The organism is Streptomyces sp. E-08, assembly GCF_049913095.1.
Classification (GTDB): Bacteria; Actinomycetota; Actinomycetes; order Streptomycetales; family Streptomycetaceae; genus Streptomyces.
The window spans coordinates 7422924-7438870 of sequence record NZ_CP183971.1; the positions used below are offsets into that span (position 1 = coordinate 7422924).

Below are 15947 nucleotides of genomic sequence, written 5' to 3' on the forward strand. Positions count from 1 at the left end.
GCCGCACCCGCCGACGGAGACGTCCGAAGGCCCGCGTGACCCTGACCTCGGCTCTGGCCAGGCCCCCGGCGGGGCCGGTCGGGCACGGAGCCGTCGGCGACGGCCGACGACCGCGCGAACCGACCCGGACCGCCGGGGACTGTCATGCCCCGGGCTCTCCGGAGGCCGGCGGAACCACCGCCACCGGACAGTGCGCGTGCTGCAGCACCGCGTGGGCGACGGAACCGATGAGCAGCGAGCCGAGACGGTGCCTGTGGTGCCGCCCCACGACCACCAGCCCCGCGTCCCGCGAGCCCTCCACGAGCCGGCCCGCCGCGTCACCCGGCACCACCACCGGGACCAGCTCCACCCCCGGCCACCGCGCTGCGAAGGGCCGCAGCCGCTCCTCCTGCTCCCGCCCCGCCTCCCCCATGAGGTCGTCCGCGTCCTCCGCGAGGGGCAACGGCGGCGGAACCTGGAGCGCGGGCGACGGGGCCGCCAGGAGCGCGCCCGCAGGCGGCGGCAGCCGGAGCGCGGTCACCGCCTCCAGGGATACGCCCCGGTGGTGAGCCGTCTCGAACGCGAAGCCCAGCACCTCGTCCGAGGTCTCCTCGGGGTGCAGCCCGAGCAGCACCCGGCCCGCCCGCGCCCCGCTCTCCAGCGCGGCCGCCCTCGCCTCGTGCGGCACGACGACCAGCGGACAGGGCGCCGACATGGCCAGGGTCCGGCTCGTCGAACCGAGCAGCAGGCTGGCGAATCCGCCGCGCCCCCGGGACCCGGTCACCAGGAGCCGCGCCCCCTTCGCCGCCGCCGGCAGGGCGTCCGTCACGGACCCGTCCAGCGAGTCGTACCGCACCGGAACCCGGTGCCCCCGCTCCTCGACCACCGTGCGCACGGCCCGCGCGACGGTGTCGGGAAGCTCCGGCGCGGTGCCCAGGGAGGCGATACGGGCGGCGCCGAGCTGAAGGGCCTCGGAGCGCACATGGGCCACCACCAGCGGCGCGCCCAGGCCCTCCGCGGCGCCCAGCGCCCATTCCAGGGCCCGGAGACTGTGCTCGGACCCGTCCACGCCGACGACGACCGGCGGCTCGTACGCGGTGCTGGTGTCACTCATGGGGGAATGACTCCCGCGCAAGGGAGAACGCCACGCCGGTCCGCTCCGAAGTGCATCGGACCGGACCGGCGTGGCGTGCGAACGTTCGGATCAGTCGCCCTGGCCGCGGCGCGCCCGCTCGGCGTCGCGCTCCTTGATGCGGACGGTCTCCTTGCGGACCTCCGACTGGGTGGCGCGCTCCTTCGTCAGCCACTCGGGGAGCTCCTGCTTGATCGCCTCGATCTGCTCGGTGGTGAGCGGCTCGGTGATCCCGCCGCGTGCGAGACCGGCGATGGAGACACCCAGCTTGTTGGCGACGACCGGGCGGGGGTGCGGTCCCTTCTCGCGCAGCTCCTGGAGCCAGGCGGGAGGGTTGGCCTGGAGCTCGTTCAGCTCGGAGCGCGAGACGACACCCTCCTGGAACTCTGCGGGGGTGGCCTCGAGGTACACACCCAGCTTCTTCGCCGCGGTCGCGGGCTTCATCGTCTGGGCGTTCTGGTGCGACGTCATGGTGTCAAGGGTATCGAGCGTGCGGCCGAGCTCCGACCACGGCTGCTACCGGTAACCTGGCGGAGTGACAGGCTCGGACGCTTCCCCCGCTGATACCTCCCCTTCCCCTTCCTCCTTCCGGCTCGCCTACGTGCCGGGAGCGACACCCGCGAAGTGGGTGCGGATCTGGAACGAGCGCCTGCCCGACGTGCCCCTGACCCTCCACGCCGTCACACCGGCCGAGGCGTTCGGCGCGCTCCGGGAGGGCACCGTGGACGCGGGTCTCGTCCGGCTCCCCGTCGACGGGGACGACCTCAGCGCCATCCCCCTCTACACCGAGACGACGGTCGTCGTCGTCCCCAAGGACCACCTGTTCGCCGCGGTGGAGGAGGTCTCGGCCGACGACCTCGCCGAGGAGCTCGTCCTGCACCCCCTCGACGACACCCTGGGCTGGGAGCAGCCGCCCGGCCGCCCCGCGATGGAGCGCCCGGAGACGACCGCCGACGCGATCGAGCTGGTCGCGGCGGGCGTCGGCGTGCTCGCGGTGCCGCAGTCGCTGGCCCGCCTGCACCACCGCAAGGACCTCACCTACCGGACCCTCGTCGGCGTCCCGCAGTCGCGGGTGGCCCTGTCGTGGCCGGCGGCGGACGAGGCGCCCGACCTGGTGGAGGAGTTCATCGGCATCGTGCGCGGCCGCACCGTGAACAGCACCCGGGGCCGCCGCGCCGAGGAGAAGAAGGGCCAGAAGCAGCCCAGGGAGCAGCGGGCCGCGAAGCCGGCGAGGTCCGGGAAGCCGGGCGGCGGTTCCCGGACCGCGGGCCGCCCCTCGGCGTCCCGCAAGGGCGGCGGAGCCTCCGGCCGGAGCGGGAAGCCGCGCCGCGGCCGCGGCTGAGCCGTCCGCACGGCGGACGCCCGGCGCCCGGCCCCCCGCGCCTCGGCATACTGACCCCTCCTGATCACAGAGATCATCCAGGAGGAGCTTTGGCCGCCAGTTTCAGGACCGTCGTCGAGGTGGCACCGGACCACCTCGACCAGGCCCGGTCCATCGACCGGGTGTTCCAGGAGGCGATCGCCCCGGCGACCGTCAACTTCGACTTCGAGGCGATCCACCGGGCCGCCTCGGCCGTCCCCGACAGCGACGTGGTGAAGATGGTCCGGGGCTGGGGGCTCCAGGAGTACGCCCCCGTCCTCGTCATGGTCCTCTCCCTCAAGGAGGCCGTCCGCCAGGCGCTGCCGCCGGAGTGCGCGGAGGCCGGATTCTGGGCCACGGTCGAGCGTGAGCTCGTCCAGGCGTTCACCGGGCTCGCCGCGCAGGAGGGGCAGCCCGGACTCTCCTTCTACGAGGAGTCCGGGGACCGCACCCGCTTCTACCGGGACCTGTTCTTCGCCCTCCAGGACGAGGAGACCGGGGACCACATGTACGCCCTGGCCTTCTGCGTCGACGTGACCGTCGAGCTGCCGAAGGCCGAGACGCTGGCGCTCGACCTGACCGACATCGTGCCCTTCGCGGTACGGCTCAACGCGATCGTGGTCCGCCAGGCGCTGAGCGTCGCGGTCTGACCGTACGGCCGACGCCCACGCCCGACGCGTACGGCTCATGCCTGCGCCCGGCCCATGCGCCGGTCCGTGCGCCCGGTCCGTACCGCTCCGCACCGGCCCGCCGTCCCGGGCCGGATCCGAGGAGTGCGCGACCGCTCAGTCCCGCAGGCGCAGCCTGCCGCCCCGGGCCGCCGCTACGAGCTCCGGCACCGTGGCCAGCTTGACCCGGGGACGCCCCGCGTCCCGGCCCCGCGCCCGCTCGGTCCGGTCGATGGACGCCAGACCGCGCGCGTCGACGAGTCCCCGTCCGCTGCGGCTCTTCGCGAGGCGCCGGAACTCCTGCGACGTGCCCGTCGGCTTCGGCAGCGCCCCGGCGACCGCGTCCGCGAGCAGCGTCCCGACCGTCTCCTCCGCGCACGCCCGGTTCGCGCCGATGCCCCCGGTGGGCCCGCGCTTGATCCAGCCGACGACGTAGCTTCCGGGCAGCCCCGCCACCCGGCCCGCCTCGTGCGGCACGGTTCCGGTGGTCTCGTCGAACGGCAGCCCCGCGAGCGGCACCCCCCGGTAGCCGATGGCCCGGACCAGCAGCCCCGCCCCGATCTCCGGACCGGCCGCCGTCCCCTCCTCCGTCACCCGCACCGCCCGCACGCGCTCCTCGCCGAGGGCCTCGACCGGGGCGGAGTGGAAGCGCAGCACGATCCGGCGCCGGTCCGCCGCGGGGGTCCGCGTCCAGTCCACCGTCTCCCGGTCGACGCCCCCCAGAAGCGCGGCCTTCGCCCCGGGCTCCGCAGCGTCGATCGCCGTGCCGGTGCGCGGGTCCCGGTCGTCGACGACCAGGTCGACTCCCGGCAGGTGCTTCAGGGCGAGCAGTTCGGAGGTGGTGTACGCGGCGTGCTCGGGGCCGCGCCTGCCGAGCAGCACCACCTCGCGGACCCGGGCGTCGCGCAGGGCCGCGAGGGCGTGGTCGGCGATGTCGGTACGGGCGAGGGCGTCGGGGTCCGTGAGGAGGACCCGGGCCACGTCGAGCGCCACATTGCCGTTGCCGACGACCACGACCCGCTCGGCGGTGAGCCGCACGGCGTCCGCGCCGGTCTCCGGGTGCGCGTTGTACCAGGAGACGACGGAGGTCGCCGAGACGCTGCCCGGCAGGTCCTCGCCGGGGATGCCCAGACGCCGGTCGGAGGGCGCGCCCACCGCGTAGACCACCGCGTCGTGGTGCGCGGCGAGTTCCCCGGGGGTGACGTCCACGCCGACCTGGACGCCGAGCCGCATCCGGACGCGGGGGTGGGCGTGGAAGCGGGCGAAGGTGTCCCCGGCGCCCTTGGTCGCGGGATGGTCCGGGGCCACGCCGTACCGGACGAGTCCGCCGGCGACGGGCAGCCGGTCGATCAGCGTCACCTCGGCGTTGGTGTGCAGGAGCAGGTCCTCGGCGGCGTACATCCCGGCCGGTCCGGTGCCGACGACCGCGACGCGGATCGGGGCGAAGTCGGAGGGGAGCGAGCGGGAGAAGGAGGGTTCGCCCCAGGGGTGGAAGGTGGGCGACGCCAGGACCGGGGCGGGCTCGCGTCCCGCGTAGTGGGCGGCGTTGATCGCCTCGTACTCCCGCAGGGGCTCGGGCAGCCGGTCGGCGGGGAAGATCGCGTCGACGGGGCAGGCGTCGGCGCAGGCACCGCAGTCGATGCAGGACCTCGGGTCGATGTACAGCATCTCCGTCGTGCCGAAGTCCGGCTCGTCGGGCGTCGGGTGGATGCAGTTGACCGGGCAGACGGCGACGCAGGTGGCGTCGTTGCAGCAGGTCTGGGTGATGGCGTAGGTCATGGCGTCGGCTCAGCTCGGATCCGGGGGACGGGGGCGGGTCAGACGAGGTGCGCGCGCTGGTAGAAGAAGAGCGCGGGGCGGGTCAGCATCCCGACGTCCGCGAGGAACTCCATCAGCCCGGCGCAGCTGGCGCGGAGCAGCGCCTTGTAGTGCTCGTTGGCGGCGGCCTCGCGGCGGGCGCGCTCGGGGTCGAGCCCCGCCCGCACGTACACCTCCGGGCTCACCAGGCTGGTGATGATGTAGTACGCGGCGATGGCGACGACGAGCGCCTGGAAGTGGCGGCGGGCCCTGCTCGCGCGGGCGAGGTGGCGGCGGGTCTCGTCCCGGGCGAACTTCATGTGCCGGGACTCCTCGACGACATGGATGTTGTTGATGGTGCGGACGAAGGGGACGACCCGCTCGTCGCGCATCCAGTCGCGCTGCATGACGTCGAGGACCTCCTCGGCGACGAGGATGCCGGCGTAGGCGGCCTCGCCGAAGCCGACGGTCTTCATGAAGCGGCCGAGTTCGAGGACCGGCCTCCTGGGCTTGTAGGAAGGCGCGCCGAGCTTCTGGGAGCCCCGGGCGAACATGATCGAGTGCCGGCACTCGTCGGCGATCTCGGTGAGGGCCCACTGGAACCGGGGGTCGGTGTGGTCCATGCGGTAGATGTCACGGAGCATCAGCTGCTGGAGGATCATCTCGAACCAGATGCCGGTGCTGGCCACCGAGGCCGACTCCTGACGGGTCAGCTCCTTGCGCTGTTCCTCGCTCATCTCGTTCCAGTAGGCGGTTCCGTAGAGGCTGTTCCACTCCGGGCTCTGGCCGTGGAAGTCCTTGTCGAGGGGGGTGTCCCAGTCGACCTCGGTGGCGGGGTCGTAGGAGAGCTTCGCGGCCGACAGGAGCAGCCGCGCGGCGACGTCGTCGTTCTCGTTGTCAGGACGGACGGTGCTGCTTGCCATGGTGCGGCTCCTCGGGGTCGCGCGAGCGGCTCGGGAAGCTTGTTAGACGCTGCGTCTAGCAAGCTTGTTAGACGGAACGTACAACAACGGTCCGGGGGAGGCCTACCCCCCGGTACGGACTTTCTTCCGCCGGAGTGACCCGGGGTACGCGAACGGGGCCGGAGCCATGGCGGCTCCGGCCCCGTCTCCCGGGTCGGGACGTGCTAGAAGGTCAGGTTCCAGGCGTCGATCTTCCCGGTGTCCTGGCTCGCGTTGTCGTTCACACGGAGCTTCCAGACGCCGTTCGCGACCTCCGAGGAGGCGTTGACCGTGTAGGTCTGGGCGATGTTGTCCGTGCCGCTGCCGGTCCGGTTGTGCAGCGTGTACACGGTGCCGTCCGGCGCCACCAGGTCGACCTTCAGGTCACCGATGTAGGTGTGCTTGATGTCGACGCCCACCTTGAGGGTCGCCGGCGCGTTGCCCGTGACACCGCTGACCGTGATGGGGCTCTCGACCGTGGCGTTGTCCGCGACCGCGACGTCCGTCAGGTTCTCGAAGTACGCCCCGGCCGGCGGGGTGGAGCCGCCGACGGCCTTCAGGGCGTCCACGCGGCCCTCGCCGAAGAAGCTGTTCTTCGCCGTCGTGCCGGTGCAGCGGGCGTCCGACGGGCAGGCCAGGTCGGTGGCCTGCTCGCCGAGCTTCGCCCGGATGTCCGCCGGGGTGTACGCCGGGTTGGCGCTGGCGAGCAGCGCGGCCACGCCCGCCACGTGCGGGGAGGCCATCGAGGTGCCGCTCAGCGAGGCGTACTTGCCGCCGGGGGCGGTGCTGTAGACGGACTCGCCGGGGGCCGAGACCTCGATGACGTCACGGCCGTAGTTGGAGAACGAGGCCTTGGACGTGCCGCTGGTGCCGTTGGCGGCGACCGTGACGACGCCCGGCAGCTCGGCCGGGATGTCGAGGCAGGCGTTGGTGAGGGTGCGGGTCACCGGCGTCGAGTCGTTGGGGCTCGACGAGTCGGTGGTCTTGTTGGCCAGGTCGACGTTGGAGTTGCCGGCCGCCGCGACCTGGAGCGAGCCCTTGCCGTCGGCGTACGCCTGGGCACGGCCCACGCCCTCCAGGATGGCGGCCTGGTCGAGGTCGTTCGGGCAGTTGAACTGCCACGGGTCCGTGTAGTAGCTGTTGTTGGTGACCTTGAAGCCGTGGTCACCGGCCCACACGAGGCCGCAGATGGTGTTCTCCGCGAAGAACAGGGTGGTGCCGGGCTCGGCGATGCGCACCGAGGAGATCTTCACGCCGGGAGCGACGCCGATGGCGCCCTTGCCGTTCTTGGCGGCCGCGACCGTGCCGGCGACGTGCGTGCCGTGCTGGTCGACGTCGCGCCAGGCCCCGGTGCGGGTGTCCGTCTTGCCGTACGCGCAGGAGACCGAGTCGGCGGCGTTGAAGTTCGGCGCCAGGTCCTGGTGCTGGTCGTCCACGCCGGTGTCCAGGATGCCGACCTTGACCGAGGCGGAGCCCGGGTTGACGGCCCAGGCCTGGTCGGCCTTGATCTGCGTCATGTCCGAGCGCACGGGCTCGGTCGTGGGCGCGGTCGCCTGCGAGGGGTTGGCCGGGAGCGCCGGGTTGTAGGCGTCCGCGGGGACGTCGGAGGTGCGGGTCGCGCCGACCTTCTGGACGCCGGAGACGCCGCGCATCGTGGCGGCGAAGGAGGCGGAGGTCGAGTGCGCGACGATCACGCCGATCGCGTCGTACGAGGCGAAGACCGAGCCGCCGTTGTTCGCGACGGCGGTGCGGACGGCGGTCGTGTCACCCGGGGCCGTGATGACCAGGTAGGCGCGGGTGCCCGCGGCCCAGGCGGCGGGCGCCGCGGTGTTCGTCCGGGCGGCCGCGGTGAAGGCGGCGAGCGGCTCGTTGTCGAGCGGGGCGGCCTGGGCGAGGGAGACCGGTCCGGCGAGCGCGAGGGCCGTGCCGAGAACGGTCGCCGCGAGTCTCACGCGGCCGGATATCTGGGAAAACAATGCGTCCTCCGATGACCCGGTGGCGCGGGTGGCGCCGGCCGGGCCCTGTGATGTGTGGGGTGGACGCAAGATCCCAGACGGACGGTGCGGAAGGAAGTCTTCTGTCCGACAAGCCCGTTCACGTAACAAAATCTTGACTTGAACATGGCGACGAGGGGGTGGATTTCGGTCCTCCCCCTCGTCGCCCCTTGCCGTGCGCGCTACTTGAGGTACGGTCCGGCCGTGCCGATCCTTCCGGGACCGTTCAGGACGTACACCCGCAGGTTCCCCTTGCCGGGAGCCGCGACCGAGAGGGTCCCGGCGGTGACGGTCCGGACGTCGCCGGTGACGGCGTCCGTGTACGTGCCGTTCGGGACGCCGGTGAAGGAGGCGCCGCCCGAGACCGTGACGAGCGCGAAGCTGTCGGTCGAGCCGCTGGTGTAGCGGCGCTTGAACGCCATGCCGCCCGTGACGCCCTCCGTGGAGTACTGGCCCGTCTGGAGCGCGGGGATCGCCCGGCGGATCTGGTTGAGCCGCTGCACGTGCCGGACCAGGGGCTGCTGCAGCGTGGTGGCGACCGCTCCCGAGGCCGAGGAGACCTGAGAGAAGTCGGTGGCCGTGACGGAGCCCGTCACGTGGTCGCCGAAGTAGGCCCGGCCCGTGTCGGCCAGCGGGCAGGTCGGCCCGCAGTCGATCTTCTTCCCCTTCTGGAACTCGATCTCGGACCCGTAGTACAGCGTCGGGATGCCGCGGAAGGTCCACATCAGGGACATGTTCTCGGCCCAGGCGTCGGTGCCTCCGGCGTACCGCTCGCTCGACTTGTTCGGGCCGTAGTCGTGGCTGTCGACGTACACGACGTTGTAGGTGGCGTCGTTGTAACTGTCGTCGGAGTCCTTGCCGTTGGAGAAGGCGTTCTGCGCGTCACCGAAGTTCATGTGCATGCGCATGTCGATGACGTTCATGCCGGAGAAGCGGCTGTGGTCGGGGGTGTGGTAGCTGTTCCCGTCCAGGAAGGCGTTGGTGGAGGTGGGCTGGTTGCCGGTGCCCTGCTGCTGCTCGTAGTCGTACATCTCCAGCGCCGCCTTCGCGTCGTCGGCGTCGTACTCCTTGCGCTCCTTCCAGGTGTAGAACTGCGCCGAGTGGTTCACCGAGCCGCGGTTCCACTTGTCGTTGACGAAGGCGGCGACCTCGCCGAAGACGAAGAAGTTCTTCGCGGCCTCGGCGCCGTGGCGCTGGGTGACCCGCTCCTGGATAGCGGGCAGGAAGCGGCGGTTCCAGGTGGTGCGCGGGATGTGCACGGCCGTGTCGACGCGGAAGCCGTCGACGCCCATGTCGATGTACTTGTCGTACGCGCCGATCAGGTAGTTCTGGACGGTCGCGTTCTCGGTGTTGAAGTCCGCCAGGTCCTCGTGCAGCCAGCAGGAACGGGAGTCCTCGCCCTCCCAGTTGCCGATCCAGCACTGGTGGTAGAGCTCCTTCGGGAACATGCCCGACGTGGGGCTCGGCCACTGGCAGTTGTAGACCGTGTAGCCCTCGGCGCTCTTCCCGCCCGTCGGCTTCCCCCAGTTGACGCAGGTGTTGCCTGCGGGCTCGGCCGTCGACCACAGGTCGCCGTTGTAGTACGACTTGCCGGTCTTCGCGTCGATGGTCAGGCCGTCGTACTCGAAGCCGGGCTGCTTCTCGTCGTAGTACCAGCTCCACTGGCTGTCCCGCACGCCGTACACGGTCGGGACGAAGAGGCCCTTGGCGCCCCAGCGGGAGGAGTGGTTGTAGACGACGTCCTGGTAGATCTTCATGCCCTTGGCGTGGGCGGCGTCGATCAGGTCCTGGTAGGAGGCGCCGGCGGACTCCAGGCGAGGGTCGACCTTGTAGAAGTCCCAGCCGTGGTAGCCGTGGTAGTCGTAGTCCGAGCGGTTGAGGACCACCGGCGTCACCCAGATCGCCGAGAACCCGAGGCCCTTGACGTAGTCCAGCTTCTGGATGAGGCCCTTGAAGTCGCCCCGGAACATGGGGTCGTCGTTCGCCGCGTTCCCCGACTTCACGTGCTGGCTGCCGCCCCGGTCGTTCGACGGGTCGCCGTCGTTGAAGCGGGCGGTCAGGACGAAGTAGATCGGGTCCTTGCGCGGGTCGGTGCCGAGCGGCTTCCCGGTCGCGGGGGTGGCCGGCCTGTCGCCGGTGGTGGCGGTCGCGGGGGCCGAGGCGGCGGAGACGTTCCCGGCGGCGTCCACGGCCCTCACCGTGTAGGTGTACGCGGTCCGTTCGGCGAGTCCGGTGTCGGAGTACACGGTGGAGGCGACGTCGGTCACGACCGTGCCGCCGCTGCCGCCGGTCCGGGTGACCTGGTACTTCGTCACGCCGCGGTCGTCGGTGGCGGGGTCCCAGGAGAGCAGGACGGAGACGCCGTCGGCGGTGGCGGTCACCCCGGCCGGCACGGTGGGGGCCCGGGTGTCGGGCGGGGTCGCGGCACACGGGTCGGCCGCGTTCGCCGTCACCACACGGTTCCGTACGGTCGAGACGCCCGTGCCGATCGTGTAGTCGGAGCCGCCGTTGTTGTCCCAGGTGCCGTTGCCGTTGTTGAAGGCGGCCTTGAGGGAGGCGGCCGTCCCGAGGTCGATCTCCCGCTTCCACCAGCCGGCGCAGGCGGCCTGCATGCCGACGCCGGGGACGGCGGTCCAGGCGCCGCCCGCGGGCTGGTAGTGGAGGTTGGCGGTGGTCCAGCCGAGCGCCTCGGTGGAGTAGTAGACCGTCGCCTTTGCGGAGGCCGGCGGGGGAGTGTCGGCGCAGGGGTCGGAGTGGGCGACCACCCCGTCCTTGACGGTGATGTTCCCGGTGCCCAGGGCGTAGTTCCTGCCGCCGTTGTTGTCCCAGGTGCCGCTGCCGTTGTTGAAGGTGGCCTGGAGCCCGGCGGCCGTGCCGAGGCTGACGGTCTTCTTCACCCAGTCCGTGCAGGCGGGCTCCATGGCGACGCCCGGGACCGTGGTCCAGGAGCCGCCGTCAGGGGCGTAATGCAGGTTGTGGGCGGTCCAGTTCTTCGTCTTCGTCCAGTAGAAGACCGTCGCGGTGTTCTCCGCGACGGCCGCGGCGGGGGAGGTCCGGGGGGACGGTGACGGTGCGCCGGGTGGCGCGGCGAGCAGGCCGAGCAGGCCGGCTGCCAGGGCCAGGACGGCCCCCGGGCGTCCGGGCCGGGGGACGGGGATGCGGCTCATCTGATGCTCCAGGCGGAGGCGTCCCGCACGGGCCGGTGGGGAGTTGAGGGGATCGGCACCATTGGAAACGCGATCGGAAAGTTTCTGAAACTTCTTGCGTCGGGCGGAAGTTACCGCCGCCGGGGCGGGGAGGTAAAGACTTCTGACGGAAGCGGCGCCCGACGTCTACGCTCGGGTCGGCCGTGCGCGCGCCGGGCCCTCCGCGCGCGCGTGATCGACGTCGAGAGGTTCCCGATGAAGCTGCCCGCCCCGCTGCACGCGGTCAACGAGGGGCTGGCGTTCCTGCTGGAGCTCGCCGCCCTGGCCGTACTGGCCCGGTGGGGGTGGGAGGCCGCGGAGAACGTGGCGCTCCGGCTGCTGCTCGCCGTCGCCGCGCCCGCTCTCGCGGCTGTCGTGTGGGGGCTGTTCGCCGCGCCGAAGGCGCGGTTCCGGGTGCCGCTCGCGGGCGTTCTGCTCGTGAAGGCCCTGGTGTTCGGCGCGGCGGCGCTCGCGCTCCTCGGTCTCGGACGGCCGGTGTGGGCCGTCGTGTTCGCCGCCGTGGCGCTCGTCAACACCGCCCTGGCGACCGTGGACCGGCGGGCCGCGATGCATCGCGGCGCCTGAGATCCGTCACGGCCGGGGCCAGGGGCGCCCTTCGAGCCGCTCGATGTCCCGGTTGAAACGCTCCAGGTAGGCGGCGAAGCGGGACACGTCCTCGGGTGACCACTCCTCCAGCACCCGCTCCAGGCCCTCGATGTTCGAGGTCCGGTCGGCCTCCAGGCGGCGCTCGCCCTCCTCCGTGATGCGGAACTTGCGGGCGATCCCGCCGTCCGGATCCGGGATGCGCTCCACGACGCCGGCGCGGAGCATCGCGGCCGTCTGCCGGTTGAGGGTGGAGGCGTCGAGGCCGAAGGCCTCGCTGAGCTGTCCGATGGACATCGGCCCGTGCATCCGGATGCGGGTGAGGAGCACGTACGCGCTGCGGTCGAGCTGGCCCCCGGCCGCGCGGGCGCGCGGCCCGTACAGGTGGGCGTGCCGTCCGAGCAGCATGCTCTCGAACTCGACCAGGTGGGTGGGCTTGTCCATGAGGGCATTCTCTCCTGTCCCGCAACCATGTGCATCTTGCATAGTTTGTGTATAGAGCAAGAGATGTGCATGATGCACATGACGAAGAAAGAAAACTACGAGGGAGAACCCGTGGACGGCTCCAAGCCCGACGCCCGCCCCGGCGGCGTCGTCGGCGTCCTCGCCATGGCCGGCATCGTGGCCGCGCTCATGCAGACCCTGGTGGTGCCGCTCATCGGTGACCTCCCGAAGCTGCTCGACACCACCGCATCCAACGCGTCCTGGGTGATCACCGCCACCCTCCTCGCCGGTGCCGTCGCCACCCCCGTGGCCGGCCGCCTCGGCGACACCCTCGGCAAGCGGCGTGTCCTGCTCGCCTCCGTGGTCCCGCTCGTCGCCGGCTCGATCGTCTGCGCGCTCGCCTCGTCCGTCGTCCCGATGATCGTCGGACGTGGACTCCAGGGCCTCGGCATGGGCGTCGTACCGCTCGGCATCAGCCTGCTCCGGGACATCCTCCCGCCCGAGCGGCTCGGCGGCTCCATCGCCCTGATGAGCGCCTCCATGGGCGTCGGCGGCGCCCTGGGCCTGCCCTTCTCAGCCGCCGTCGCCGAGAACGCCAGCTGGCGCGTGCTCTTCTGGGTCGCCGCCGCACTGAGCCTCGTGGTCGGCGCCCTGATCTGGCGCGTCGTCCCCGACGGGCGCCGCGCCGCCGCCCCCGGCCGCTTCGACGTGCCCGGCGCGCTCGGCCTCGGCGTGGGACTCGTCGCCCTGCTGCTCGCCGTGTCCAAGGGCGCGACCTGGGGCTGGGGCAGCGCCACCACGCTCGTCCTCTTCGCGGTCGCGGCCGTCGTCCTGCTCGGCTGGGGAGCCTGGGAGCTGCGCACCCCCGACCCGCTCGTCGACCTGCGCGTCACCGCCCGCCCGGTCGTCCTCCTGACCAACGCGGCCTCGGTCCTGGTCGGCTTCGCCATGTACGCGCAGTCCCTGGTCGTCCCCCAGCTGTTCCAGCTGCCCGAGGCGACCGGGTACGGCCTGGGCCAGTCGATGATGGCCATGGGCCTCTGGATGGCCCCGGCCGGCCTCATGATGATGATCCTGGCGCCCCTCGGCGCCAGGCTCTCCGCCGCCCGCGGTCCCAAGGTCACGCTCTCCGTCGGCGCGCTCGTCATCGCCGCCGGCTACGGCTCCTCCCTCGCCCTCATGGGCTCCACGTGGGGCCTGCTCACCGTGACCCTCATCTGCAACACCGGCGTCGGACTCGCCTACGGGGCCATGCCGGCCCTCATCATGGGCGCCGTGCCGCAGGAGGAGACCGCCTCGGCCAACAGCTTCAACACCCTGATGCGCTCCATCGGCACCTCCGTCTCCGCCGCGGTCATCGGCGTCGTCCTCGCCCAGATGACCACCAGCCTCGGCGGCCACGCGCTGCCCTCCGAGGACGGCTTCCGCGTCGCGATGCTCATCGGCTGCGGTGTCGGCCTCGTGGCCTCGGTGGTCGCCGCGCTGATCCCCGCGAAGGCCGCGGCGGCCCCCGGCGACGCCGCCCGGGACGCCGAACCGGGAGCGGACCCGCTCCCGGCCCCGCGTGCCACGACCGCCTGACGCCGGCGAGGACCGGGTCGCACCGCCGCGGGGTACGTGGGGACGGCCCCGTGACGGCACGACCCCGTCCGGCGCGCGGACCGCAGAGGCGCGCGCCGGACCCGGAGGGCCCCACCGGACGCGGAGACGCGACCGGTGGGGCCCTCGCCGGTCCACGCCCCGGCGGCAGGCGTCCCGAGCCCCTCAGTTCTCGACCGCCGTGAAGCCCGCTCTCCCTCTTGCAACTGACCGACGGCCGGCCGCGGTTCAGGCCGCCGCGCCCAGCCAGGGCCGGCGGCCGGGGCCGGTGGGGTGGGTGCCCGTGACGCTCATGACGACCGAGTACAGGCTGGTCTGGGCCGCGATGAAGAGGCGGTTGCGCTTGGCGCCGCCCCAGGAGATGTTGGCGACCGGCTCCGGGACGTCCAGCCGGCCGATCAGGGTCCCGTCGGGGTCGTAGCAGTGCACCCCGTCGCTCATCGCGGCGACCCACAGGCGGCCCTCCGCGTCGAAGCGGAGGTTGTCGAAGCGGGCCTTCTCCCGGGCCGAGGCGTCGGCGAAGACCTTGCCGTCGGAGAGCGTGCCGTCCTCGCGCACGTCGAACTCCCGGATGAAGCCGGCCCGGGTGTCGGAGACGAACAGCCGCCGCTCGTCGTGGGAGAACACGAGACCGTTCGGCGCGCCGAACCCGTCCGCGACCAGACGTACTTCGCCGCTGTCCGGATCGATGCGGTAGACGTTGTTGGAGCCGATCTCGCTCTCCGCGCGGTAGCCCTCGTAGTCGCTGGTGATGCCGAAGTCCGGATCGGAGAACCAGATCGAACCGTCGGACTTCACCGTCGCGTCGTTCGGGCTGTTCAGGCGCCTGCCCTGCCACCGGTCCGCGAGCACGGTGACCGTGCCGTCGTGCTCGGTGCGCGTCACGCGCCGGTTGCCCTGCTCGCAGGAGACCAGCCGCCCCTCGCGGTCGAGCGTGTTGCCGTTGGTGTGCCCGGCGGAGCGGCGGAAGACGGCGACGGCCCCCGTCTCCTCGTCCCAGCGCAGCAGCCGGTCGTTCGGGATGTCGCTCCAGACCAGCTGCCGCGAGGCGGGCAGGTAGATGGGGCCCTCGGCCCAGCGGCAGCCCGTGTGGAGCACCTCCAGGGAGTCGTCGCCGTACATGCACCGTCCCGTGAGGAACCGCTCGTCGAACATCTCGTACAGCTCGGGGCGCTCGCCGCTCATGGGCCCTTCCCTTCCTGACAGCCGCTACTCATGCCGAACCTGATCCTGCGTGAGATGAAGATTGCAGGATCGTCTACGGTCAGCACAAGGAACGTCCGAACAGAGAGCTGTGGATCACAGGCCCCGGGTCACCCCCTGTCCTCCGCCTCCACGGTGAACAGCGCCCCGTCCGGGTCCAGGACCACCACCCGGCGTTCGTCGTCGCCGCCGACCGGCGGCCGCACCCCGGCCCACTCGCCGCCCGGCACCACCGACCCGCCGTGCGCCACCGCCGCCGCCCGCGCCTCCTCCAGGTCCCGCACCCGGAAGCGGACCAGCCAGCGGGGCCTCAGCTGTGGGCTCGGCGACGCGGACTCGACCGGACCGCTGTTGAGCCGGGCGACGGCCTCGCCGTCCCGTCGCAGCACCACCCGGTCGTCCTCGTACGACACCTCGCTGGCGCCCGGCCGCCCGTCCGCCCAGCCCAGCACCCCGCCGTAGAACACGGCCGCGTCGAACGCGTCGCGGCTGTGCAGCTCCACCCAGGCCGGCGCCTGCCGCTCGCCGACGTGCCAGCGCGAGACCAGGCGCCCCTCCCACACACCGAACACCGCGCCCTCCAGATCCGTCGCGAACGCCGCCCGGCCCTGCGGCGGAAACGACATCGGGCCCACGCCGACCGTCCCGCCGCGCTCCCGGATCCGCGCCACCGCCGCGTCGGCGTCGTCGACGCCGAAGAACACCGTCCAGGCCACCGGCACCGCGGGCTCGGCGGCCACCGGCGCGATCCCGGCCACCGGCACCCCGTCCCGCTCACCCACCACGTACGCGTCGCCGAGGTCGCCCGGCCGGAACGTCCACCCGAGCACGGCCCCGTAGAAACGCTGCGCCGCCTCCAGATCGCGTGCGGACAGATTCAGCCAGCACGGTGCTCCACCCGCGTCCCCGGTCGTAGGCCCCGACACCGGCACCACCTCCTCGTCGTCCTGAGTCCGTGCGCCCCTTCCCCGCCCCGACGCCCCGCAAGCACGCGTTCACCCAGGTGCCGCCGACCATCACCCGCCCGGGCGCTCCCGGCTCA

Annotated in this window: 13 protein-coding genes; 4 read left to right on the forward strand and 9 right to left on the reverse strand. The window is 72.4% G+C overall.

Going from position 1 to position 15947, the window contains the following annotated elements; translation table 11 throughout:
• Positions 1 to 142: 142 nt before the first annotated feature.
• On the reverse strand, positions 143 to 1093 hold the full coding sequence (locus tag ACN9MM_RS34150; protein WP_426367610.1) for a universal stress protein: 951 nt from the start codon (positions 1091 to 1093) through the stop codon (positions 143 to 145).
• A gap of 90 nt (positions 1094 to 1183) precedes the next feature.
• Entirely contained in the window at positions 1184 to 1582 is a 399-nt protein-coding gene (locus ACN9MM_RS34155; protein WP_426367611.1) for a DUF5997 family protein, read from the reverse strand.
• Between the two features lie 64 nt (positions 1583 to 1646).
• On the opposite strand from ACN9MM_RS34155, the gene ACN9MM_RS34160 reads away from it, so the two are divergent.
• Together ACN9MM_RS34160 and ACN9MM_RS34165 are read left to right on the forward strand one after the other, a co-directional pair.
• Positions 1647 to 2453: a LysR family substrate-binding domain-containing protein gene (locus tag ACN9MM_RS34160; RefSeq protein ID WP_426367612.1), complete on the forward strand. Its 807-nt coding sequence runs from the start codon at positions 1647 to 1649 to the stop codon at positions 2451 to 2453.
• Positions 2454 to 2542: 89 nt separating this feature from the next.
• Complete coding sequence (locus ACN9MM_RS34165) at positions 2543 to 3121, forward strand: Type-2Aa cytolytic delta-endotoxin (protein WP_426367613.1); 579 nt, start codon at positions 2543 to 2545, stop codon at positions 3119 to 3121.
• A 135-nt stretch (positions 3122 to 3256) separates the two neighbouring features.
• Here the strand turns inward: ACN9MM_RS34165 and ACN9MM_RS34170 are convergent, their stop codons facing one another.
• The 4 genes from ACN9MM_RS34170 to ACN9MM_RS34185 all read right to left on the reverse strand — a co-directional run bounded on the left by ACN9MM_RS34170 (position 3257) and on the right by ACN9MM_RS34185 (position 11038).
• Entirely contained in the window at positions 3257 to 4918 is a 1662-nt protein-coding gene (locus ACN9MM_RS34170) for an FAD-dependent oxidoreductase (RefSeq protein ID WP_426367614.1), read from the reverse strand.
• Positions 4919 to 4956: 38 nt separating this feature from the next.
• Positions 4957 to 5859: an AurF N-oxygenase family protein gene (locus tag ACN9MM_RS34175; RefSeq protein WP_426367615.1), complete on the reverse strand. Its 903-nt coding sequence runs from the start codon at positions 5857 to 5859 to the stop codon at positions 4957 to 4959.
• Between the two features lie 203 nt (positions 5860 to 6062).
• The gene (locus tag ACN9MM_RS34180; RefSeq protein WP_426367616.1) at positions 6063 to 7853 is read right to left on the reverse strand and encodes a S8 family serine peptidase; all 1791 of its coding nucleotides are present in this window, start codon (positions 7851 to 7853) and stop codon (positions 6063 to 6065) included.
• 200 nt (positions 7854 to 8053) lie between these two features.
• Positions 8054 to 11038: a carbohydrate binding domain-containing protein gene (locus tag ACN9MM_RS34185; protein ID WP_426367617.1), complete on the reverse strand. Its 2985-nt coding sequence runs from the start codon at positions 11036 to 11038 to the stop codon at positions 8054 to 8056.
• A gap of 234 nt (positions 11039 to 11272) precedes the next feature.
• On the opposite strand from ACN9MM_RS34185, the gene ACN9MM_RS34190 reads away from it, so the two are divergent.
• Positions 11273 to 11641, forward strand: coding sequence for a DUF2568 domain-containing protein (locus ACN9MM_RS34190; RefSeq protein ID WP_426367618.1), 369 nt, complete (start codon positions 11273 to 11275; stop codon positions 11639 to 11641).
• Positions 11642 to 11647: 6 nt separating this feature from the next.
• Here the strand turns inward: ACN9MM_RS34190 and ACN9MM_RS34195 are convergent, their stop codons facing one another.
• On the reverse strand, positions 11648 to 12103 hold the full coding sequence (locus tag ACN9MM_RS34195) for a MarR family winged helix-turn-helix transcriptional regulator (protein ID WP_382871458.1): 456 nt from the start codon (positions 12101 to 12103) through the stop codon (positions 11648 to 11650).
• A gap of 78 nt (positions 12104 to 12181) precedes the next feature.
• Between ACN9MM_RS34195 and ACN9MM_RS34200 the strand changes: the two genes are divergently transcribed.
• Positions 12182 to 13684, forward strand: coding sequence for an MFS transporter (locus ACN9MM_RS34200; RefSeq protein ID WP_426367619.1), 1503 nt, complete (start codon positions 12182 to 12184; stop codon positions 13682 to 13684).
• Between the two features lie 246 nt (positions 13685 to 13930).
• Here the strand turns inward: ACN9MM_RS34200 and ACN9MM_RS34205 are convergent, their stop codons facing one another.
• Together ACN9MM_RS34205 and ACN9MM_RS34210 are read right to left on the reverse strand one after the other, a co-directional pair.
• The gene (locus ACN9MM_RS34205) at positions 13931 to 14887 is read right to left on the reverse strand and encodes an SMP-30/gluconolactonase/LRE family protein (protein ID WP_426367620.1); all 957 of its coding nucleotides are present in this window, start codon (positions 14885 to 14887) and stop codon (positions 13931 to 13933) included.
• Positions 14888 to 15015: 128 nt separating this feature from the next.
• Positions 15016 to 15840 carry a VOC family protein gene (locus ACN9MM_RS34210; RefSeq protein WP_426367621.1) on the reverse strand — a complete coding sequence of 275 codons (825 nt, stop codon included), beginning with the start codon at positions 15838 to 15840 and terminating at the stop codon, positions 15016 to 15018.
• Positions 15841 to 15947 lie beyond the last annotated feature (107 nt).